Below are 26,697 nucleotides of genomic sequence, written 5' to 3'. Positions count from 1 at the left end.
CTCAGAGAAAATTGAAAATGCCCAATAAATATTATTTTTTTTACTCTATTTAGGCCAGGTATCATATTAAACCATTAGGCTAATTGATAATTCTAACAGCAGGAGTTAAGTAATGCCTATGTCGTGCAATCGTATCAATAACGAAGCTCAACCTTCCTATGAAAATACTTCTGTATCTTCCTCTTACACATTTTCGCTCAGTTCTCCACAGCAGGTCGTCTGGCTTGACCAAATCCTTCATCCTGACAATACCTGTTACAATATTGGTTCAGTGGTACTTATCGAGGGAGAATTGGATGAAACGCTGTTAGTTCAGGCTTTCAAAACAGTTGTTGAGCGCCATGATGCATTACGTTTACGACTGATTAATACTCAGGAATTACCCCTGCAAAAACTGATTGATACTTTACCTGTTTCTGTCTCTGTACATGATTTTTCCAGACACACAAATCCGACAGAACAAGCTGAACAACACCTCCGCTCCGCATTCATACGTCCGTTCGATTTAAATAATAAACTCTGGCGTTTTGAACTGCTCCGGCTGGGAAATAACCGCTGGTACTGGCATTTCTGCTGCCACCATCTTATCGGAGACGGAACCACTTTGGGGCTTATTTCCGAAGAAATAGCCAACACTTACAGTCGATTAGCCAGAAGTGAAGAAATCACTGAAAGCGTTCCCTCCTATCTCGATTTTGTGGAGGGAGACAGCGCCTATCTGAGTTCAAAACGCTACCTGCAAGATCAGCAATTCTGGCTGAAACGTTATGAAAATTTACCACCTGCACTGCTCCAGCCATCAAATTCAGACAAAACCAGAGAACATCCGCATCCTGAGCCTTTAATTTATCAATTTGACCGAACACTTTTTCAGCGCATTGAGGAAGTGACAGCGGCTCAGGGTTTATCCATTCTGCATTTTATGTATGCCGTTCTGGCCTGCTATTTTTTCCGGACGACTCATTTTTCACGCACTGACGGGACAGAAAACAGTACTGAAGAAATTGTTTTTGGCATTCCCGTGCATAATCGCAAAAACGTCAGACAAAAACGCATGATTGGCATGTTTACCTCGGTGATCCCGGTCGGTATTACCGTGACACCGGATGATTCTTTCCTTGATATCATGAACAAAGCAGCAGCCGAGTTGCGTCGCTGTTATAAGCATCAGCGTTTACCTATTGCAGAACTCAACCGACACTTGCAGACCCGGCAGAAAGCAGGAAAAATCCAGCTCTTCGATATTATGCTGTCATATGAGCAGATCGAAATAAACGCCAGTCTGCCGGATGCTTCGCTTACATACAGTAAAACACAGCGTGGTGCACCGTTCCCTCTCGTTATCGCGCTTCATCAGTACGCTTTTACATCAAATAATGAAGATATCCGGCAACCTGTTACGCTGGAGTTTGATTATTCACCCGATTATCTGAATCGTGCTGAAGCAGCAGCACTTCAATCCCGTTTAATTACCCTGATCGGAGCCGCTCTCGCTTCTCCTGAAACACCAATCCGGCACTTACCGATGCTGTCACAGGCAGAACAGCAACAGGTACTGGTAGATTTCAATACTACTCAGATGGATTTTGCGCAAAATACCTTAGTCCACCAGCTTATTGAAATTCAGGCTGAACGCTCACCCGATGCAACCGCCATCGAGTGGAACGAACAAACACTGAGTTATGCTGAACTCAACCGCCGTGCCAACCGGCTGGCGCATTATCTGGTTGCACTGGGGGTAAAACCAGATAAACGAGTGGCAATCTGTCTTGAGCGCCACCCGGAGATGATAGTGGGATTACTGGCGATCCTCAAAGCAGGTGGTGCCTATGTTCCTCTCGACCCGGCCTATCCGGCTGAAAGACTGGCCTATATGCTCAGGGATTCGGAGCCAATGGTTTTACTCACCCAAACCGCCCTCTCTGATGGGCTGGAACAGGCCATGCCGGCTGGCGGATACACCACGGTACTACTCGACAACCAGCAACCTTATCTATCAGAGCAACCAGAGTACAACCCTGAACCACAAAAACTAGGGCTGACCTCCAATCATCCGGGTTATGTAATTTACACATCAGGCTCAACCGGGTTGCCCAAAGGGGTAGAGATGCCCTTATCTGCCCTGTCAAATCTACTGCAATGGCATCATCAACCTTCGTCACAACTGACAGAAACAGGTAAAACCCTGCAATTTGCCGCACTGGGGTTTGATGTCGCCTTTCAGGAAATCTTCACCACGCTGAGTGAGGGCGGCTGTCTGGTATTGATCAGTGAAACCATGCGGCGGGAGCTTCAGCAATTCCCCCGGTTGATTCAGCAAAAGCAGATTAATCGTATTTTTCTTCCCTATATTGCTCTCCAGCATCTGGCCGAAGCCGTCAATTCCGGCGGAGACCATACTTTCAATGAAGACAAGACGCTCAATGAAGACAAGATTTCCTGTCTTAACCATATTATTACCGCTGGTGAGCAATTGCGGATTACACCGGCCATTCGGGTGCTTGTAGAGCGTACCGGCTGCCGGTTACATAATCACTATGGCCCGACAGAAAGCCACGTTGTGACCTCATATTCCTTAGACAAGGATACTGAACACTGGCCGGTGCTGCCGCCTATCGGAAAACCAATAGCCAATGACCGGATTTATATTCTTGATGCGTATGGTCAGCCAGCCCCTTCCGGCGTAACGGGGGAAATTTATATCGCAGGTCGGGGGCTTGCCCGTGGTTATCTGAATCGCCCGGAACTGACCGCCGAACGCTTCCTGCCCGATCCGTTTTCCACAGAGCCGGATGCCCGTATGTACAAAACCGGTGATCTCGGGCGCTGGTTAACTGACGGCAATATTGAGTACCTCGGCCGTAATGATTTTCAGGTAAAACTTCGGGGATTCCGCATTGAGCCGGGAGAAATCGAAACGCAACTGATGCAGTGCGATGGGGTGCGGGAAGCGGTGGTTATCGCCCGTGACGATGCTTCTGATGGACATGACGGACAAAAACGTCTGGTCGCTTATCTGCGGCCACAGGCAGGTGCCAGACTGGAGCCTGCCCAGTTACGCCAGCAACTTGCCCTGCGTCTTGCCGACTATATGCTGCCCAGTGCTTTTGTCACGCTGGATACTTTTCCGTTAACGCCCAACGGAAAACTTGATCGCCAAGCCCTTCCGGCCCCTGATTCATCAGCGATAGCCTCACGCCCCTATGTGGCACCGATTGATAAAATAGAAACCGTCCTGGCGCAAATTTGGCAAAGTTTATTGGGACTGAAACAACAAGTTGGTCGTCATGATCATTTCTTTGAACTGGGTGGACATTCCCTTCAGGCCACTCGTCTTACTAGTTCAATACGCAACGAATTGGCGATAGAGCTGCCGTTGAGGAGTGTTTTTGAACATCCAACACTTGAGCAATTATCACAAATTGTCACCGTCCATCTTATCAAAGAGAAAAGAAAACATTTTCAGACCGGGCGAGATTCAGCACAAGCGCTATTAAAGGGTGATATATGAAAAACGCAGCACGAATTGTCAATGAGGCTTTAGATCAGGGGATCACACTGTTCGTGGCTGAGGATCGTTTGCAATACGAAACCCATCTCAGCAGTATTCCGGCGGACTTGCTCAGTGAATGGAAACAGCATAAACAAGAGCTGATCGATTTTCTGAACCAGCTCGATTCATCAGAAGAGCAGGCGAGTACCCATCAATTACAGGGTATTCCACGTTATGAACGGGCTGATCACTATCCACTATCATTTGCCCAACAGCGTTTGTGGTTCCTGAACCAGCTCAATCCAGCCGCCAATCTTGCCTACCATATTCCGGTAACGCTGCGACTGACAGGCTCGCTTAACCACTATGTTCTGACCTGCGCGTTGGATCATATGGTTGCCCGCCATGAAAGCCTGCGTACCCAGTTTATATTGTCTGAAGGCCAGCCCTATCAGCATATCGACCCTGCTGATATCGGATTTACGCTATCCGAACATGATCTACGCAAACTTGAACCGGCTTTACATAACGAACGAATTAACGAGCTACTGGCTATTGATGCTCAGACCGCCTTTGATTTTATTCACGATTCCCTTGTTCGTGGTCAACTGCTGCAACTGGCGGATGAAGAGCATCTGTTGCTGATCACCCTGCACCATATTATTACTGATGGCTGGTCTATTGGTGTGTTCATCCGTGAGCTTGCCATTACCTATCACGCCATTCTTAACAACCAGAATACGTCTCTGCCACCATTGCCCGTTCAATACACCGACTATGTTATCTGGCAACGTGAATGGTTACAGGGAAGCAGCATCTTTACATCACAGCAAAATTTCTGGCGTACACAGCTTGAGAATGCTCCGGCTCTGCTGTCTCTCCCGACAGACCGGTCGCGACCGGCTATACAGAGTTATACCGGCAGCCAGATACCTTTCCATCTTGACACTACTTTGCTGACATCACTGAAGGCGCTTGGCAAACGCCATAACACCACCCTGTTTATGACTCTGCTGGCGGGCTGGAGTATTGTGCTGGCACGCCTGAGCGGGCAGGATGATATTGTCATCGGGACTCCTGTTGCCAATCGACCGTTGCCTGAACTTGAAGGATTGATGGGATTCTTTGTCAATACACTGGCACTGCGGGTCAGACTCGATAACAACCCCACCGTTACTGACCTTCTGGCTCAGGTGCGGGAACAGGCACTGTCTGCTTATGCTCATCAGGATCTGCCTTTTGAGCAGGTTGTCGAAACACTACAGCCGGAACGCAGCCTCAGCTACAGCCCGGTCTTTCAGGTTATGCTGGCGCTGGATAATACCCCCGCTCAGGTTCATACCTCACCTGATTTACAAATTGCCCGCATTGAACAGGCGGGTCATAGCGCACACTTCGATTTAATGCTGTCGCTGACCGAAAGTGATACCGAACTGACTGGCGGGCTGGAATATGCCGCTGACCTGTTTGATTCTACAACCGTTGAACGCATGGTGGATTATTTAATCAATGTGCTGACGGCAATGGCAGAAGATGAAACGCAGACCGTTATGCGCCTGACCATGCTGTCGGCCTCGGAGCGGCAGCAGTTACTGGTGGATTTCAACGCCACGCAGGATGATTTCTCTCAAACCGCTCTTTCACAAACCGCCCGCCCGCAGTCTGCCCTGATCCATCAACTGTTTGAACAGCAGGTATCACAAACTCCGGCGGCTATCGCTGTCGTTTGCGGAACACATAGGCTGAGCTACAACGAACTGAATCGCCGGGCCAACCAACTGGCGCACTATCTGATAGCACGGGGTGTACGTCCAGATGATCGGGTCGCTATTTGTGTCAGACGCAGCCCTGAAATGATTGTCGGTTTACTGGCTATTCTGAAAGCAGGCGGGGCTTATGTGCCGCTCGATCCCGCTTATCCTGCCGAACGGCTGGCCTATATGCTGGATGACTCAGATCCGGCGGTAATACTGACTCAGAGTACGCTGGCTGACAACCTGCACCATTCTGCACCGCAGGTTCTGATTGATAACGTTCTGCCCGATATCCAGCCTGATGTTCTGGCAGAACAAGCGGTTCACAACCCTGACCCACAGTCACTGGGGCTGACTTCACGCCATCTGGCCTATGTTATCTATACTTCCGGTTCAACCGGTCAGCCGAAAGGGGTGGCAATCGAGCACCGTAATACCGTCAATTTCCTGAACTGGGCGCAGACAATATTCAGTCCGGAAGAGTTATCCCATACCCTGTTTGCCACTTCACTAAATTTTGATTTAGCGGTGTTTGAATGTTTCGCACCTCTGATTTCTGGTGGAACGGTGCACCTTGTCACTGATGTGCTGTCGCTGATCAATCCGGCATCAGTCATCACAGAACAGAATATCAGCCTGATCAATAGCGTCCCGTCTGCCATCTCGCAACTTATTGAAACAGGTGTGATACCCACAGGTGTCCAGACCGTTAATTTAGCCGGTGAAGCCCTGAAACCACACATTGTTAAGCAGTTATTTACACACACCAATATTCAGCATATATGCAACCTGTACGGCCCTTCAGAAACGACAACTTATTCAACCTGGACACGCATGGATCGGGCAACGGGGTTTCATCACCATATCGGACGCCCGATAGCGAATACCCGCATTTATATCCTCGACTCCTATGGCCAGCCTGCACCATTAGGTGCTGTGGGTGAAATTCATATCGCCGGAGCGGGTGTCGCACGGGGTTATCTGAACCGTCCTGAACTGACAACGGAACGCTTTCCTGCCGATCCCTTCTCTTCAGAAGCCGATGCCCGTATGTACAAAACCGGTGATTTGGGGCGCTGGCTGCCGGATGGCAATATCGAATACCTCGGCCGCAATGATTTTCAGGTCAAAATTCGCGGTTTCCGCATTGAACTGGGGGAAATCGAAACGCAACTGATGCAGTGTCATGGTGTGCGTGAAGCGGTAGTTATTGCCAGTGACGATATGGCTGATGAAAACACAGCCAACCAGAAGCGCCTGATAGCCTATTTACGTCCACAGGATGGCGCTGAACTCTCTCCAACTGATTTGCGCGGGCAACTGGCTCATCACCTTGCTGAATATATGCTGCCCAGCGCTTTTGTGATACTGGCAGAATTCCCGCTAACCCCTAATGGGAAACTTGATCGTCAGGCGCTGCCTGCGCCGGATATCTCTGCGATGATAGCCCGCCGTTATGAAGCTCCCGTCGACGAGAAAGAAACCATACTGGCACAAATCTGGCAGGAACTGCTGGGATTAGAGCAAGTCAGCCGCCATGATCACTTCTTTGAACTGGGTGGTCATTCTCTGATGATTGTCAGACTGATTGAGCGCTTGTATAACTTTGGCTGGCAACTGGATGTGCGTAGTGTGTTCTCGGCTTCCGTTCTGAGCGCAATGGCTCAGACTATGCAGAGAGAGAGCGAAACTTTTGTTGTTCCCCCTAACCGTATACCGGATGGCTGTACGACTATTACACCGGATATGCTGCCGCTGGTTGCACTTTCTCAGGCTGAAATTGATGCCATTATCGAAGCCACACCCGGCGGAGCCGCGAATATACAGGATATCTATCCTCTGTCCCCATTACAGGAAGGCATTCTGTTTCACCATCTGTTACAGGAACAGTGCGACATTTATCTGCTCCACTGTGTGCTTACTTTCAATACACGAGAGTTCCTTGATGGTTTTCTGCCAGGTTTCCAGTACGTTATCGATCGCCACGATATTCTGCGGACGGCTGCCTGCTGGCAGGAACTGGTCAAACCGGTTCAGGTAGTCTGGCGTCAGGCCCGGCTGACAGTCAATGAATTTATTCCGTCCACAACGGATGATATCTCCACGCAGCTTCAACTACAGGCACACACTGATCGGCGTAAAAGCCGCCTTAATCTGGGTCATGCTCCATTATTTGCAGCGGATATCGCCTATGATCCGGCTCAGGATAACTGGCTGCTGGCGCTGCGTTTTCATCACATGATTGCTGATCATGTGACACTGGAACTGATTTTCGACGAGATTACCCGCATACAACAAGGGCTGATTGAAACACTGCCTGCGGCCATGCCTTACCGCAATTTTATCGCCCAGACATTAAGCATACCGGCCACCGTGCATGAAGATTATTTCCGACAACAGTTGGCTGATATTGACACCCCGGCTGCGCCTTTTGGCGTGCTCTCCCTGCCGGATAATGACGAGCCGATTGCAGAAGCCAGTCTCTCTTTCTCTCCGGTGCTGTCGGAGAATGTGCGGAATCAGGCTCGTCATCTGGGCGTCAGTCCGGGAGTCCTGTTCCATGTTGCTTTAGCGCAGGTACTGGCACAAACCAGTGGCTGTAATGAAGTGGTATTCGGCTCGGTATTATCAGGGCGGTTACAGGGCGGCAAAGGAACGTCCCGGACAATGGGGATGTTTATTAATACCCTGCCGGTACGAGTTTCCCTGACAGGCCGGAGTGTACGGGACACCGTACAGGCGACCTATCGCAATCTGACCGCACTACTGGAGCACGAACAGGCACCGCTGGCACTGGCACAGCAATGCAGCGGAATAGTACAGCCGACGCCGCTGTTCAGTACCTTACTGAATTATCGCCATACTCAGCTCAATGAAGCTGACCTGTTTGAACTGCCAGAGCTGGGTATGCGAATGGTGGCGGTGGAGGAGCGGACAAATTACCCCATCACGCTCTCAGTGGATGATACAGGAACAGGTTTCCGCCTGACGGCTCTGGCGGGAGCGGGCATTGATGCGGCACGGATTATCACTTATCTGATAACCGCCATCAGCGGACTGACTGACGCACTGGCTCATAACCCCCAGCAACTGATTCAGGAGTTATCCATACTGCCTGCCACAGAGCGGCAGAAATTACTGGTGGATTTCAACACGACTCAGGCCGATTTGTCACAGCCACAAACAGACCATTCACAGCATAGACTGATACATCAATTGGTTGAGGAGCAGGCCGCACTTCGTCCCGATGCCATTGCGATGGTGTTTGAAGACGATTCTTTCAGCTATGGCGAACTGAACCGTCAGGCCAACCAACTGGCTCATCACCTGATAATGCAAGGTGTGCATCCCGCTGATCGGGTCGCGATTTGTCTCGAACGCAGCCCGCAACTGATTATCAGTCTCCTCGCTATTCTGAAAGCCGGAGGCGCTTATGTGCCGCTTGATCCGGCTTATCCGGCTGAACGGTTGCTGTATATACTTGAAGATGCAGCGCCTGTTGTCGTACTGACGCACACCGCTTATGCCGATAAATTACAGGAAAGCCATCTGCCGATTGTACGACTGGATGAACAGGATTCACTCCTTGCCACACAACGGACGGATAATCCGGCTCTTCCTCTGACATCAGGCAATCTGGCCTATGTGATTTATACCTCCGGTTCAACCGGACAACCCAAAGGGGTGATGGTTGAACACCATAGTGTGCTTAGTCTGATCATCAATAACGGTTTTGCCGATATTGGCTCTGACGACTGTGTTGCCCATTGTGCCAATATTGCTTTCGATGCCTCGACATGGGAAATCTGGTCAGCCCTGCTCAATGGGGCGCGGCTGCACATTGTTCCCCAATCAGTACTGCTTGATCCGGTGCATTTCCGCCAAACATTGATCAAGGGGAACGTCACTGCGCTTTGGCTGACTGTCGGTCTGTTCAATGCCAGCCTTGACATCCTCATGCCAATGCTCGGGCAGTTACGCTATCTGCTGGTCGGCGGGGATGTCCTCGATTCCGGTAAGATCCGGCAGGTACTCTCTGCCCCTTCCCGACCCGCACATCTGATTAACGGTTATGGCCCGACGGAAACGACCACGTTTGCGGCAACGTATGCGATAACATCACCCGCTGAGATCACCCGCTCTGTTCCCATTGGCCGCCCGCTTGCCAGCACACAGATCTATATTCTCGACTCCAGCGGACAACCTGCGCCTGTCGGTGTAACCGGAGAAATTTATATTGCCGGAGCCGGTGTTGCCCGTGGTTATTTAAATCTGCCTGAACTGACTGCTGAGCACTTTGTTGATTGTCCTTTCTCTTCTGAGCCTGATGCACGTATGTATAAAACAGGGGATCTGGGGCGCTGGCTTGCTGATGGCAACATCGAGTATCTCGGACGCAATGATTTTCAGGTCAAAATTCGCGGCTTCCGGATTGAATTAAGGGAAATTGAGGCAAAACTGGCACAGTGTACCGGTGTGCGTGAAGCCATCGTGATTGCCCGCGAAGATGAATCACACCAGAAACGGTTGATTGCTTATTTGCAGCCGCAGGATGGCATCACATTAGTCCCCGCAGAATTACGTCAGCAGCTCTCCCTGCATCTTGCTGACTATATGCTGCCCAGTGCATTTGTCATGCTGGATACTTTCCCGCTGACACCCAACGGCAAGCTGGATCGTCGGGCGCTTCCGATGCCTGATATGGCAGCAATCGTGACCCGTGGTTACGAAGCACCCATCAGTAAAACAGAAACCGCACTGGCTCAGATTTGGCAAAAATTACTGGGCGTACAGCAGGTCGGCCGTCATGACCATTTCTTTGAGCTGGGAGGGCATTCCCTGCTGGCGGTTCAATTTGTCGCCTACGTTCGTCAGGAACTGGCGAAAACAGTGTCATTAAAACAGCTCTTTGATCAGCCGGTTCTGGCTGATCTGGCACAGCTACTGTCTGAAACTGCAACAACCAGCCAAATCGAAATCCTAGTCGCTGACAGAAGCCAGCCATTACCGCTCTCTTTTGCCCAACAGCGTCTATGGTTCCTGACCCAAATCGATCAGGCCGCCAGTCTGGCTTACCATATTCCCGTTGCATTGCGTCTCAACGGGCAACTCAATCATCAGGCACTCAGTCAGGCACTGAATAAGCTGGTGGCCAGACACGAGAGCCTGCGTACCCGTTTTGTACCCGTGGCGGGCCATCCTCATCAGCATATTGATCCGGCTGATACCGGCTTTATGCTGTCCTGTCACGATCTGCGCCTGTTGCCAGCCGAAGAACGTGCTGACCGGATAACTGAATTCACCACGCTTGAAGCCCGAACGCCGTTTGATTTCACACAAGATCAGCTGGTTCGCGGTCGTTTGCTGCAACTGGCGGATGAAGAGCATATCTTCCTGCTCACTCAGCACCACATTATCTCCGATGGCTGGTCTGTCGGTGTGCTGATGCGTGAGCTGAGTGTTCTCTATCGTGCAGTGCTTGAAGAACAGGAAAACCCGCTACTGCCATTGCCCGTTCAGTATGCCGATTATGCCGGATGGCAACGAAACTGGCAGCAGGAAACCACCCTGACGGCGCAACGGGACTTCTGGTATTCACGACTTAAAAATGCTCCGGCGTTATTAACTCTTCCGACTGACAGACCGCGCCCGACAGTGCAATCGTTCATCGGCGGGCGCATTCCTGTTTCTGTTGATGCCGGATTATCCGCATCACTGAAAAGGCTGGGGCAGCGTCATAACAGCACGCTGTTTATGACACTACTGGCGGCATGGAGTATTGTTCTTGCCCGCCTGAGTGGTCAGGATGATATTGTCATCGGAACACCGGTTGCCAACCGGCCTCATCCTGCACTGGAAGGCTTAATCGGCTTTTTTGTCAATACACTGGCGCTGCGTATCTCGCTGGATAGCCATGCCAGTGTTGCAACGCTACTGGCTCAGATCCGTGAGCAGGCGCTGGCGGCCTATGCCAATCAGGATCTGCCTTTTGAACAGGTCGTAGAAGCGTTACAGCCGGAGCGCGATCTGAGTTACAGCCCGATTTTTCAGGTGATGCTGGCCTTAAATAACACCCCGCCTCAGACGTTGACTCTGCCTGATATCCATTGCACACCGGTTGAACAAATACATCCCAGTGCGCATTTTGATTTAACCCTGTCTCTGAGCGAAAACGAAAACGGCCTGAGCGGTGAACTGACCTACGCCACCGATCTGTTCGATGCGGCAACCATTGAGCGTATGACCGGCTATTTAATCAATGTATTGACCGCGATGGCAGCGGATGAAACTCAGTGCATTACCACGCTGCCGATGTTGCCGGAGTCAGAACGGCAGCAACTATTGATAGATTTCAACGCGACTCAGGCTACTTTTTTACATACAGATCTGCCACAAACCGACAGCCCGCAGAATGTGCTTATCCACCAGCTATTTGAAAAGCAGGTATTGCAACGTCCTGATGCCATTGCCGTAGTCTGTGAAAATCAGACAATGAGCTACCATGAGCTGAACCAGAAATCCAATCAGTTAGCGCATCATTTACTGGCGCTGGGAGTGCAGCCGGATGATCGGGTCGCTCTTTACACTGAGCGCAGCCCGGAAATGGTGATTGGTCTGATCGCCACGCTGAAAGCAGGTGGCACTTATGTTCCGCTCGATCCGGCTTATCCGCCCGAGCGGCTGGCTTATATGCTGGAAGATGCCGCTCCGGTCGCTTTACTGACCACAACTGAGTTAGCTGATCAATTCGCCAGCACATTTCCGGCCAGCACATTGCCGATGGTTTTACTCGACCGTTTATCCGATAAACTGAAAACACAGCGCACCGATAATCCGGATGCTCAGTTATTAGGGCTGACATCCCGCCATCTGGCTTACGTCATTTATACCTCCGGCTCAACCGGTCAGTCGAAAGGCGTAATGATTGAACATCATAGCCTGTGCAATCTGATCCTCACCCAACAAAATACACTGGCTCTCACGCCTGAAAGCCGGATTCTGCAATTTGCCTCAGCCAGTTTCGATGCCTGTCTCTGGGAATGCGGCATGGCCCTACTGGCGGGAGCCAGCCTCTATCTGGCGAAACGAGCTGATCTTCTGCCCGGCGCAATCCTGTCCGATTATCTGAAAGCCCATGCCATCAGCCATGTGCTCCTGTCACCTACCGCACTGGCGGCAATGGATTCCCTGCCCGATACATTACAGATGCTACTTGTCGGCGGAGAAGCCTGCCCGCCGGGTTTAGTCAGACGCTGGGCAGCAGGACGGCAGATGCTCAATGCATACGGGCCGACGGAGATTACTGTCTGTGCAACGCTTTACCCGTGTGATCATCGGGAAGAGACGCCACCACCGATTGGCCGACCGATTGCCAATAGCCGGGTTTATATTCTTGATGCCAACACCCAGCCGGTTCCGGTTGGTATCACCGGAGAGATTTACATTGCCGGTGCGGGAGTAGCCCGTGGTTATCTGAATCGGCCAGAATTAACAGCGGAGCGATTCCTCACCGATCCATTCACCACCGATCCTGATGCCAGAATGTACCGGACAGGTGATCTGGGGCGTTGGCGTCCTGACGGCAATATTGAGTACCTCGGTCGCAATGATTTTCAAATCAAACTGCGGGGTTTCCGCATTGAACTGGGAGAGATTGAGGCTCGGCTCAGACAATGTGCCGGAGTGCGTGAAGCGGTGGTTTTGATCCACAAAGATGAAACACAACAGAAGCGTCTCGTTGCCTATTTATTGCCGGAGTTGTTGTCAGAGGAGTTGCTGTCAGAAACGAAAACTGAACTGGTTCCGGCGGAACTGCGTCAGCAACTGGCGCAACACCTTGCCGATTACATGCTGCCTGCGGCTTTCATTACCCTTGAAGCATTCCCGCTGACACCCAATGGCAAACTGGATCGTCAGGCACTACCTGCGCCTGATTTCTCCGCTCTGGCCGTACAACGCTATGAGGCTCCCATTGGTGAAGTAGAAACCACTCTGGCCGGGATCTGGCAACAGTTATTAGGTGTGAAACAAGTCAGCCGCCATGACCACTTCTTTGCGTTGGGTGGTCATTCACTGATGATCGTCAGCCTGATTGCGGAACTGTATAAACACGGCTGGCAGCTTGATGTGCGCAGCGTGTTTTCATCTCCTGTTCTTGCAGATATGGCACAGGTGGCGCGGCGTGATGCCGATGTTTTTGTTGTGCCGCCTAACCGTATCCCTGATGGCTGCACGCAGATAACGCCTGATATGTTGCCGCTGGTGTCACTGTCCCAGACAGAAATTGACGCTATCACAGCCAGTGTTGCCGGTGGTACGGCTAATGTTCAGGATATCTATCCGCTGGCACCGTTACAGGAAGGTATTCTGTTCCATCATCTGTTACAGGCACAGGGTGATGATTACTTATTACATATCACCCTTGCTTTTGATACCCGCATCCATCTTGATAGCTTCCTGAACGCCATGCAGCAGGTGATTGAACGCCACGATATCCTGCGCACCTCGCTTTACTGGCAGGATTTAGCACAACCTGTTCAGGTGGTCTGGCGTCAGGCATTGTTGACTGTAAATGAATTACATGTAAACGCGCTTATTCCTGCAACAGAGAGCGATATACCAACCCGGTTACGGAATCATACCGATCCGCGCTGGCACCGTATCGACCTGACTCGCGCGCCGCTGTTCGCGGCTGATATTGCCCACGATACGGCACAGAATGAGTGGTTACTGGCGCTGCGTTTCCATCATCTGGTCAGCGACCATCTGACACTGGATCTGATCTTCGCCGAAATTGCTCAGATCCGGCTGGGAAATATCGATGTGCTGCCTGTTTCAGTCCCTTATCGCAATTTTATCGCTCAAACGCTGAATGTACCGCTTTCAGCGCATGAAGATTATTTCCGCGAACAACTGGCGGATATTGACGAACCGACGGCACCATTCGGCGTTCTTACCATGCCGAAAGGCCATATTCCTGAAGACCGTATTCCTAAAGACCATGAATTGCCGGATAGTGAACAGTCAGACAATAGAAACCCCGTTGCCAAAGCCCGTATTTTACTTGATAAGCGACTGGCGGAAGCGATCCGTTCTCAGGCGCGTCGTCTGAAAGTCAGCCCCGGAGTCCTGTTCCATGTTGCGTGGGCACAGGTACTGGCGCACACCAGCGGGCGCGAGGATGTCGTTTTTGGCTCAGTCCTGTTGGGGCGCTTGCAGGGCATCACCGGCGCAGAACAAATACTGGGGATGTTCGTTAATACGCTGCCAATCCGCATTTCTCTGGTGGATCGCAGTGTGCAGGAGACTGTACAGGACACCTATCATCGTCTGACAGAGCTGCTGGAACACGAACAGGCTCCGCTGACACTGGCGCAGCAGTGCAGCGGTGTGGCACAACCGATGCCGTTGTTCAGTGCGTTACTGAATTACCGCCACAGCCAAATGACTCAGGATGAAATAGATACCATCTGGTCAGATATGCGGGTGGTGACAGCCGAAGAACGGACTAACTACCCCATTACCCTGTCCGTGGATGACTTAGGCAATGATTTTCAGCTTACCGCACTGACCGTCACAGGAATTTCACCGGATCAGGTCATCACTTATCTGGCAACCGCCATTAAAGGACTGGTGGATGCTTTAATTAATCAGCCACAGAAACAGATCCTGGATATTCCGGTTTTACCGGAATCAGAGCAGCAACGGCTGTTAGTGGAATTCAACACCAAGCCCGTTCTTTCTCCTGAGACACCAAACTCATGCTCACAGAATGTGCTGATCCACCAGCTCATCGAAATTCAGGCATTACAGCGCCCCGATGCAACTGCGGTGATCTTTGAAGAGCAGGCGCTCAGTTATCGTGAACTGAACCAACGCGCTAATCGGCTGGCACATCATTTGCTGACATTGGGTGTACGTCCGGATGATCGGGTTGCCATCTGTATTGAACGCAGCCCGGAAATGGTCATTGGTTTACTTGCTATTCTCAAAGCCGGTGGCGCTTATCTGCCGCTTGACCCGAACTATCCGGCTGAACGGCTGGCTTATATGCTTGAGGATGCGGCTCCGGTGGCCTTACTGACTCAGACTCAGTGGCATAACAGACTTAACAGCACCCTGCCGGTAATTTTGCTGGACGATGGTTCAGACAGTTCCGCATCGTTCCCGAACCATAATCCTGAGATTGAGGCATCAGGGCTGACATCCCGTCATCTGGCCTATGTGATTTATACCTCCGGCTCAACCGGGCAGCCGAAAGGGGTCATGGTTGAACACCGCAATGTGGTTTCCCTGATTATTGACAATAGCTTTGCCGATATCGGGCCGGATGACTGTATTGCCCACTGTGCCAACGTCTCATTTGATGCTGCGACATGGGAAGTCTGGGCGGGTCTGGCTTGCGGTGCGCGTATTCTGCTGATCCCGGAAAAAACGCTGTTACAGCCTGAGCAATTTGGTCACTGCCTGTCAGCAGAAAACGTCACTGCCCTGTTCCTGACTACCGCACTGTTTAACCAGTATGCCAGCCTGATTGCACCGGCATTATCGGGCCTGCGCTACCTCCTGTTCGGCGGAGAACAGACGGATACCCGTACTGCCATTCGTTTCCGGGCGGAATATCCACCCCAACATTTGTTGCATGTTTATGGGCCGACGGAAACCACAACCTTTGCCACTGCTTATGAAGTACCACTGATAGCAGAGAAAGCCGGTGAAGGCGAAATAAAAATCCCTATCGGGCACCCTATCGCTAACAGGCAAATCTATATTCTGGACAGACAGAAGCGTCCGGTTGCTGTCGGCGTTTCCGGTGAAATTTATATTGCCGGAGCCGGTGTTGCCCGTGGTTATCTGAACCGGCCTGAACTGACTGCCGAACGTTTCCTGAATAACCCGTTCTCTTCAGAACCGGATGCACGGATGTACAAATCTGGTGATCTCGGCCGCTGGCTGCCGGACGGCAATATCGAGTACCTCGGCCGCAATGATTTTCAGGTCAAGCTACGGGGTTTCCGTATCGAACTGGGGGAAATCGAAGCCAGACTGGTACAGTGTCATGGTGTACGCGAAGCGGTGATACTGATCCGGCAGGACGAGCCTAATCAGAAACGGCTGGTTGCCTACGTGAGAGCCGAAGAAGGCACTGAGCTGCTTCCTGCGGAACTACGCCGTCAGCTTGCCCAGCACCTTGCTGACTATATGCTGCCCAGTGCTTTTGTCATGCTGGATAGCTTCCCGCTGACGCCCAATGGAAAACTGGATCGTCAGGCTCTGCCTATTCCTGATGCTTCGGCAGTGATAACCCGCGACTATGAAGCACCGGTCGGTGAAACTGAAATCGCATTAGCCCGAATCTGGCAGGATCTGCTGGGACTGGAACGAGTCGGTCGTCATGACCACTTCTTTGAACTGGGCGGGCATTCACTGCTGGCTGTTCAGCTTTCAGCCCGTATCCGTCAGGTACTGGCACGGGAATTACCGCTGCAACAACTGTTTGACCAACCGCGCCTGACGGATTTGGCTCAGGGACTTGCCGCTGTCGAGACAACCACGCAAATCACTATTCCGGCCGCTGACAGAAGCCAGCCTCTGCCGCTTTCCTTTGCGCAACAGCGCCTGTGGTTCTTGGGGCAACTCGATCCGACTGCCAGTCTGGCTTACCACATCCCGCTGGCACTGCGCCTGAACGGTCATCTCAGTCATCAGGCCCTGCGCCGTTCACTCGATAATCTGGTTGCCCGACACGAAACCCTGCGTACCCGCTTTGTACTTGCCGCAGGCCAGCCCTGTCAGCAAATCGATCCCGCTGATAGCGGATTTGCGCTTGTCTGTCAGGATCTGCGCGCATTAACCGCAGATGAACAGACCCGCCGTATTACAGACATTGCCTCGGCAGAAACCGGCCTGCCGTTTGATTTTACTCAGGGTTCGCTGATCCGTGGTCATTTACTGCAACTGGCGGATGACGAACATGTATTGTTGATCACTCAGCACCATATTATCTCTGACGGCTGGTCTGTCGGCGTTCTGCTGCATGAAATGGGTGTGCTTTATCGCGCAGCCCTTGACGATCAACTGGATCCATTACCTCCGTTGTCGGTTCAGTACGCAGATTATGCCGTCTGGCAGCGTGATAATCTGCATGAAGCCGCACTTAACACGCAGCGGGAATTCTGGTGTCGCCAGCTCAGCGATGCCCCCGCTCTGTTGACGCTTCCTACTGATCGGCCCCGCCCTGCGGCACAGAGTTTCATCGGTGGCAGAGTACCGGTTAACTTTGATGCCGCCTTACTGACTTCGCTGAAAACACTCGGACAGCGCCATAACAGCACACTGTTTATGACCGTGCTGACTGCATGGAGTATCGTGCTGGCACGGCTGAGCGGGCAGGATGATATTGTTATCGGCACACCGGTTGCCAACCGTCAGCATCAGGAACTGGAAGGACTGATCGGCTTCTTTGTGAATACGCTGGCACTGCGTGTCAGGCTGGATGGTTCTGTCAGTATTGCCGATTTACTCTCACAAATCCGGCAACAAACGCTGGCTGCCTATGCCCATCAGGATCTGCCGTTTGAGCAGGTGGTGGAAGCCTTACAGCCTGAACGCAACCTGAGTTACAGCCCGATTTTTCAGGTCATGCTGGCCCTGAACAATACACCTCCCCAGACACTGACATTGCCGGATTTACAATTCACGGCGATGGAATCAGTGCATCACAGTGCACATTTCGATTTAACGCTGTCATTAACAGAAACCGAAGCGGGTCTGGTGGGTGAACTGAGCTACGCCACTGCGTTATTCGATGCGACAACCATTGAACGCATGGTGGGTTATCTCACCAATGTCCTGAACACCATGGTGGCAGATGAAGCACAACTGGCTGCGGCTCTGCCTATGCTGCCTGACTCGGAACGGCAGCAACTGCTGACGGAGTTCAATGCTCATCAGGTTGACTACCCCAATGATGCCCTGCTCCATCAGCTATTTGAAGCGCAGGCCGAACAGCGTCCTGATGCGATTGCCGTGATATTCGAAGGCCGGAAACTCCACTACGGGGAGTTAAACCAACGTGCCAACTATCTGGCGCATTATCTGATTACGCTGGGTGTGCAACCGGGGGATCGGGTGGCAATTTGTGTTGAGCGGAGTCTGGAAATGGTGATCGGCCTGCTGGCTATTCTCAAGGCCGGAGGTGCTTATATCCCGCTTGACCCGGCTTATCCTGCCGAGCGGCTGGCTTATATGCTGGAGGACTCTGATCCTGCCGCCATCGTAGTTCAGGCCGCTCTGACTGAAAAGCTCACCAGTGCTTTACCTATGGTTTTATTGGATAAGGTTTTACTGGATGCCGCCAATATCGTATCCGATAACCCTGAAGTACAAAAATCAGGTCTGACACCGCATCATCCGGCTTATGTGATTTACACCTCCGGCTCGACCGGTAAACCGAAAGGAGTGATGGTTGAGCACACCAACGTTACCCGACTGCTGGCGGCAACGCAGGCGCGATTCCGGTTTGATCACAACGATGTCTGGACGCTGTTCCACTCCTTCGCCTTCGATTTCTCAGTCTGGGAATTGTGGGGAGCACTGGCTTACGGCGGGCGGCTGGTGGTTATTCCGGCTGAATGTGCCCGTTCGCCACAGAGCTTCTATGAATTACTGTGCCGTGAGCAGGTCACTATTCTGAACCAGACTCCCAGTGCCTTCCGTCCGCTGATTGCGGCTCAACATGCTCAGCCGCAACAGCATACACTACGCTGCATCATATTCGGCGGTGAAGCATTAGAACTGCATACCCTTATCCCGTGGGTTGACCGCAATCCTACCGCGCAGACCCGTCTGGTCAATATGTACGGCATCACTGAGATCACTGTTCACGCAACCTATCGTGAGCTGAGTGAAGCGGATATCCATTCAGGGCGCGGCAGTCTGATTGGTCAGCCTCTGGACGATTTACGCATCTATATTCTGGACGCTTATGGTCAGCCTGCCCCGCTGGGCGTTGCGGGTGAACTTTATATCGCCGGTGCCGGTGTTGCCCGTGGGTATCTGAACCGACCTGAACTGACCGCAGAGCGTTTTCTGCCAGATCCGTTCGCTGGTAAAGCCAATATGCGGATGTACAAAACCGGCGATTTAGGCCGCTGGTTGCCGGACGGCAATATCGAATATCTCGGTCGTAATGATTTTCAGGTCAAAATACGCGGTTTCCGCATTGAACTGGGGGAAATTGAAGCGCGGCTTGAACAGTGCTCCGGCGTCCGTGAAGCGGTAGTGATTGCCCGTGAAGACGCCTCACAGCAAAAACAACTGGTGGCCTATCTGCTGCCTCAGCCTGATGCCAGACTCGATCCGGCAGAGCTGCGTCAGCAACTGACGAAGCATCTGGCCGATTACATGCTGCCCAGTGCGTTTGTCACTCTCGATGCTTTCCCGTTAACACCCAACGGCAAACTGGATCAACGGGCACTGCCTGCCCCTGACTCGTCTGCGGTTGTTTCACGCCACTATTCTCCGCCGATGGGTGAAACAGAAACCGTGCTGGCACAAATCTGGCAGCGCCTGTTACGGCTGGAGCGGGTTGGTCGTCACGATCACTTCTTTGAATTGGGCGGGCATTCCCTGATGATTGTCAGCCTGATCGAAGAGTTACGTCATATCGGCTGGCAACTGGATGTTCGCAGCGTATTTATTTCACCTGTCCTTGCGGATATGGCGCAGGCTATTCAGTGTGATATCCAAGATACCTTTATAGTGCCGCCTAACCGCATTCCTGAAGATTGCCGGTTTATCACACCGGACATGCTGCCTTTGGTTGAACTTTCCCAGGCAGAAATCGATGCGATTGTCGCCACCGTTCCCGACGGAGCGGCTAATGTGCAGGATATCTACCCATTGTCGCCGTTGCAGGAAGGTATTTTGTTCCATCATCTGTTACAGACACAGGGTGATAATTATCTGCTGCAAAGTCTGCTGGCTTTTGCTAGCCGTGAACGCCTTGATGCGTTTCTGGCAGCACTGCAACAGGTTATCGACCGGCATGATATTTTACGCACCGCAGCATACTGGCAGGATCTGGCTCACCCTGTTCAGGTTGTCTGGCGTCAGGCGGCGCTGAGTGTGAATGTTTTCACCCCAACCGCAGAAAGCGATGTTGTCAGCCAACTCAAAGAGCATACCGATCCCCGCAAACATCGTATTAATCTCAATCAGGCGCCGCTGTTCACCGCAGATATTGCTTACGATCCGGCACAAAACGAATGGCTGTTGGCGCTGCGTTTTCATCATCTGGTCAGTGACCATATGACGCTGGAGCTGATTTTCGCTGAAATTGCGCAGTTCTTGCAGGGTAATACTCAAACATTGCCCGCAATTCTGCCCTATCGTGATTTTATCGCCCGTACACTCAGCGTGCCGGAATCGGAGCATGAAGCGTATTTCCGCAGTCGGCTGGCTGACATCAGTGAGCCAACCGCGCCGTTTGGTGTGCTTAAAGTACAGACTAACGGCGAATCGGTAGCTGAATCCTGTCTGATGATTGCCCCTGAGCTGGCAGAAGCGATCCGCACTCAGGCGCGTCATCTGGGGATCAGCCCGAGTGTTCTGTTCCATGTGGCATGGGCGCAGGTTCTGGCAAAAACCAGCGGGCGTGATGATGTCGTTTTCGGCTCCGTACTGTTAGGACGGCTTCAGGGAGGCGCAGGCGCTGAGCGGGTATTGGGGATGTTTATCAACACATTACCAATGCGGATTTCTGTAAACAATTGTTGTGTGCAGAACGTTGTGCAGGACACGTTCCACGATTTAATGCTGCTGCTGGAACACGAACAGGCACCGCTGGTACTGGCACAACAATGCAGCGGCGTTCCTCAGTCCGTCCCGCTGTTCAGTACATTACTGAATTATCGCCACAGCCAGTCGGCAGAAACCGCTGATAACACCGTATGGGAAGGTATTCGTATTCTCACCGCAGAGGAGCGCACCAACTATCCAATCACGCTGTCAGTAGATGATTTGGGCAGCGGATTTCGGATAACCTCACAGACAATAACCGGTATTGATCCGGACAGAATCACCACTTATCTGCTCACTGCCATTCGCGGCCTGCTCGCGGCGCTGACTGATGACCCGCAGCAATTGATGCAGGATATACCCATTCTGCCAGCCTCAGAGCGGAAGCAGTTGCTGACCGATCTCAACGATACTCAGGTGGCATTACCGCACAACATGCTGATACATCAGTTAGTTGAGGCGCAATCAGCCCGTGATCCTGCTGGCACAGCCATCGTATTTGCCGGGCAGACGCTGAGTTACAGCGAGCTGAACCGCAGAGCTAATCAGCTCGCTCATTATTTGATTGCTCTGGGGGTAAAACCCGATGATCGGATAGCCGTCTGTCTCGAACGCAGCCCAGAGCTGATTATCAGCCTGCTCGCCATTCTCAAAGCTGGTGGTGCTTACGTTCCGTTAGATCCGGCCTACCCGAGCGAACGGCTGGCTTACATGCTGGAAGATTCAACCCCTGTAGCCTTACTGACTCAGGCATCACAGGCCGGAAAATTATCCCGCTCCGCAGCAAAAATATCCACACCAATTGTGGAGATAGACACACTGGCATCGCTTCTGTCAGAGCAACCGTTTGATAATCCCAATTCACAGGCACTGAATCTGCGGCCACACCATCTGGCCTATGTGATCTATACCTCCGGTTCAACCGGTCTGCCGAAAGGGGTCATGGTTGAGCATCGTAATGTACTGCGCCTGATTATTGATAATGGTTTTTCTGAGATCCGGCCTGATGACTGTGTGGCTCACTGTGCCAATATTGCTTTCGATGCCTCAACATGGGAAGTCTGGTCGGCCCTGCTCAACGGGGCACGCCTGCACATTGTTCCTCAATCTGTATTACTCGATCCGGCACGTTTCTGTGATTCACTGATTAAAGAGCGGGTGACTGCACTCTGGCTAACAGCAGGCTTATTCAATGAATACCTCGATATTCTCAAACCGCTGTTCGGGCAGTTACGTTACTTAATTGTGGGTGGTGATGTTCTTGATCCGCAGAAAATACGGGAAGTTAAACTGGCTGATTCACAACCGGCGGCATTAATCAACGGCTACGGCCCGACAGAAACCACAACATTTGCTGCGACCTATCTGATCCCGTCACCGGTTGATATAACCCGTTCCATCCCTATCGGACGACCAATTTCCAATACCCGGATCTATATTCTTGATGAATACGGACAACCGACTCCTTTTGGTGTGAGCGGAGAGATTTATATCGCCGGTCTGGGAGTTGCCCGTGGTTATCTGAATCGCCCTGAATTGACTCAGGAACGTTTCCTCACTGACCCGTTTTCTTCGGCACCGGATGCCCGTATGTACCGGACCGGCGATCTGGGGCGCTGGCTGCCGAACGGTAATATTGAGTATCTCGGTCGTAATGATACTCAAATCAAATTACGCGGTTTCCGTATCGAACCGGGTGAAATCGAGGCAAGACTTGAGCAGTGTCACGGTGTGCGTGAAGCCGTGGTGCTTCTGCGTGAAGAGAGCGCTGATGAAGCTGCTTATGAAAACACCGGAGACAATAAACGCCTCGTCGCTTATCTCCAGCCTCAGAATGGCGTTGAGCTTGACCCTGCTGTTCTGCGCCGCCAGCTCGCAGAACACCTCGCGGAATATATGCTGCCCAGCGCATACGTTGTGCTGGCGGCTTTCCCTCTGACACCCAACGGCAAACTGGATCGCAAATCGTTACCGGCCCCTGAAATGTCAGCAGTGGTAACGCATTGCTATGAGGCTCCACAGGGAAGAATAGAAACCATTCTGGCGCAGATCTGGCAGGAACTTTTAGGGCTGCCCCGCATCAGCCGTCACGACAGTTTCTTCGAACTGGGTGGTCACTCATTGATGGTGGTCCGGCTGATAACGCGCATAAAAAACCAGTTTATGGTCGATGTTCCCCTCACTGCGCTGTTTGTCTCACCAAAATTGACAGAACAGGCCGAACTCATCCTGTCGGCGCAAATGAGTGCTATTGGCGAAAACGATATTGAGTCACTCCAGAGTGACCTTGATTCAATGTCAGCAGAAGAGTTAATGGCGATTTTAGGCGAAAGCGATTCCTACAAAAAAGAGAGCGGCGGAGACAGCAAATAATGACAAGGACTACTATGAATCTTGATGATCTGAAACGGGCGGTTCTGGAGAAAAGGCTTGAGGAGCAACTGAAATCCCGCGGATACCAACAGCAACAATCTGTCATCAAACCGGCGGATCGTAATCAGCCATTACCGTTATCTTTCGCTCAACAGCGGCTGTGGTTCCTCTGCCAGTTCGAACCGGCTGCCAGTCTGGCCTATCATCTTCCTGTGATACTTCGCCTCAGCGGTCAACTTAACCGCTATGCGCTGACCGTATCACTTAACCGTTTGGTTGCCCGTCATGAAAGCCTGCGAACCCGTTTTGTCTCAGTAGAAGGAAAACCCTGTCAACACATTGATCCGGCGGATATCGGCTGTACCCTGTCTTATCACGACCTGAGTCAGTCAGATCCGGCTCTGCACTCCCAGCGTATTACTGAATTTATCGATACCGAGGCACAAACTCCGTTCGATTTTACGCAAGAGCGGCTAATCCGCACTAAATTACTTCGTCTTAGTGATAACGAGCATATTTTATTACTCACTCTGCACCATATTATTACTGACGGCTGGTCGACCGGTGTACTGGTGCGGGAACTGGGAGAATTCTATCGCGCCGCTCTTGATGGTCATGATATCGCTTTACCTCCATTGCCCGTTCAATATGCTGATTATGCTGTCTGGCTGCATGACCAATCGCAGGGCAATAATCTGGCAAAACAACGGGATTTCTGGAATGAACAGCTCAGGAATGCACCCCCACTGCTGACACTTCCCACTGATCGCGTTCGTCCGGCAGTACAGAGCTATACCGGAGGGAAAGTCTCCTTTCATCTTGAGTCCACATTATTGGCATCACTGAAAGAACTCGGAAAACGCCATAACAGCACGCTGTTTATGACCATGCTGACCGCGTGGAGCATTGTATTAAGCCGTCTCAGCGGACAGGATGATATTATTATCGGCACACCGGTCGCCAACCGTCCGCATCATGAGCTTGAAGGGCTGATCGGCTTCTTTGTCAATACGCTGGCTCTGCGTGTCACATTCAGTAACGACATGAGTGTGGCTGACCTGCTCACTCAAATCCGTCAGCGGTCGCTGGCTGCCTATGCCCATCAGGATCTGCCCTTTGAGCAGGTAGTAGAAGTGCTACAGCCTGAGCGCAGCCTCAGCTACAGCCCGATATTTCAGGTCATGATGGCGTTGAATAACACACCAGCGCAGGAATTCACCTTGCCGGGTCTGCAACTCACGCCGATTGAACAGGAGCGCCGGGGAGCACATTTTGATTTAACGTTATCCCTGAACGAAATAGAAACGGGTTTAGCCGGGGATTTAGAGTATGCCGCTGATTTGTTCGATCACTCAACTGTTGAGCGAATGGTGGTTTATTTAACCAATGTGCTAACCGAAATGGCAGATGATGTCAGTCAGCCAGTGAACACATTACCTATGTTGCCGGACTCAGAACGGCAGCAACTGTTAGTGAATTTTAATGCCACTCATGATGATTTCCCACGGGAGGCCTTAATCCACCAGCTATTTGAAGCACAGGTATTACAGCGCCCTGATGCTATTGCAGTGAGCTATGAAGGTCGGACGCTGAGTTACCGCGAGCTGAACTGCCATGCCAATCGGCTGGCTCATCATCTGCTGGCACTGGGAATACGTCCGGACGAACCGGTAGCAATCTGTGCCGAACGCAGCCCGGAACTGATCATCGGTCTGCTTGCCATCCTCAAGGCAGGAGGAGCCTATTTACCGCTCGACCCGAATTATCCTGCTGAGCGACTGCGCTATATGCTCGAAGATGCCAGACCTGCGGCTCTGCTGACACAGACTGCATGGAGCGACAAGCTGGATACCTTTATGCCCGTTGTGTTGCTGGATAATCTTCTGAATGAGCAGGAAACGCCTCTGGCCGCCTACTCTACTCGCAATCTGGATGTTCAGGCATCCGGTCTGACATCACATAATCTGGCTTATATCATTTACACTTCCGGCTCAACCGGTCAGCCGAAAGGGGTCATGGTTGAACACCGTAATGTACTGCACTTAGTTATTAATAACCATTTTTCCGATATCACGCCCGATGACTGTATTGCCCATTGCGCCAATATTTCATTTGATGCGGCAACCTGGGAAGTGTGGTCTGCGCTGGTACATGGCGCAAGGCTCCAGTTAATCGCGGAAAATACCCTGTTACAACCAAAACGGTTCAGTGACTTTTTGTTATCAGAAGGTGTCACGGCTCTATTTCTTACTACTTCGCTGTTTAGCCAGTATGCAAATTTAATTGCTCCGGTTCTGTCTGGCCTGCGTTATCTCCTTTTCGGCGGCGAACAGGCTGATCCACTGGCGGCTATCCGATTGAGGGCTACATATCCGCCAAGATATTTACTGAATATGTATGGGCCAACAGAGACAACTACATTTGCTACGGCCTATGAAATTCCCTTTACAAAAACCGGTAGTGCTGAAAGTGAAATAAAAATCCCTATCGGTAGCCCGACAGCCAACACGCAGATCTATATTCTTGACCAACATCGGCAGCCGGTTCCTTTCGGTGTAACAGGTGAAATTTATATTGCCGGTGAGGGGGTCAGCCGGGGTTATCTGAACCGTCCGGATCTTACCGCAGAGCGTTTTCGGCCTGATCCTTTCTCTTCAATGCCTGATGCCCGTATGTACAAAACCGGCGATCTGGGACGCTGGCTACCGGATGGCAATATTGACTATCTCGGTCGCAATGACTTTCAGGTCAAGATCCGCGGGTTCCGCATTGAATTAGGCGAAATTGAAAAACGGCTGTCCCAATGTGATGGCGTACAGAAAGCACTGGTTCTCGCCCGTGAAGAAGCAGGGGATAAAGAAACAGGAAGCCAGAAACGGCTGATTGCCTATATCCAGCCTCTGCCGGATATGAAACCGGAACCGACTGAACTGCGTCAGCAACTTGCCAGACACCTTGCTGACTATATGTTGCCCAGTGCTTTTGTCATGTTGGACAACTTCCCGCTGACATCCAATGGTAAAACCGACCGTGATGCACTGCCCGCTCCTGACGCCTCTGCTTTCGTGGCTCGCGTCTATGAATCTCCGACAGGGCAGACAGAAACTGCGCTGGCGCAAATCTGGCAGAAACTGTTAGGTGTAGAGCAGATCGGTCGTCATGACCATTTCTTTGAACTGGGTGGTCATTCATTGATGATTGTCAGCCTGATCGAAGAATTGCGCTGCATTGGCTGGAGCCTTGATATTCGCAACGTATTCTCCACGCCGGTTCTGG

The 26,697-nt window shown here is 51.6% G+C and carries 3 protein-coding genes (1 of these 3 cut by a window edge); all 3 read left to right on the top strand.

From position 1 onward, the window contains the following. The first annotated feature begins 112 nt into the window (after positions 1–112). Tightly spaced (each overlapping or abutting the next), the 3 genes in view from Xinn_RS07500 to Xinn_RS07490 form a layout consistent with a single transcriptional unit that may run on beyond the window. The gene (locus Xinn_RS07500; protein WP_086956338.1) at positions 113–3,511 is read left to right on the top strand and encodes a non-ribosomal peptide synthetase; all 3,399 of its coding nucleotides are present in this window, start codon (positions 113–115) and stop codon (positions 3,509–3,511) included. Next, positions 3,508–23,421, top strand: coding sequence for a non-ribosomal peptide synthetase (locus Xinn_RS07495; RefSeq protein ID WP_086956337.1), 19,914 nt, complete (start codon positions 3,508–3,510; stop codon positions 23,419–23,421). The genes Xinn_RS07500 and Xinn_RS07495 overlap by 4 nt, the downstream gene beginning before the upstream one ends. Continuing rightward, positions 23,421–26,697: the start of a non-ribosomal peptide synthetase gene (locus Xinn_RS07490; protein WP_244590161.1), read on the top strand. It continues 3,407 nt past the right edge of the window; only the first 3,277 of its 6,684 coding nucleotides appear in the window; its start codon is at positions 23,421–23,423; its stop codon lies off the right edge, out of view. Before Xinn_RS07495 ends, Xinn_RS07490 begins: the two co-directional genes overlap by 1 nt.

This window comes from Xenorhabdus innexi (assembly GCF_002632485.1).
Taxonomy (GTDB): Bacteria; Pseudomonadota; Gammaproteobacteria; order Enterobacterales; family Enterobacteriaceae; genus Xenorhabdus; species Xenorhabdus innexi.
This window is presented reverse-complemented; position numbering and strand designations above follow the sequence as displayed.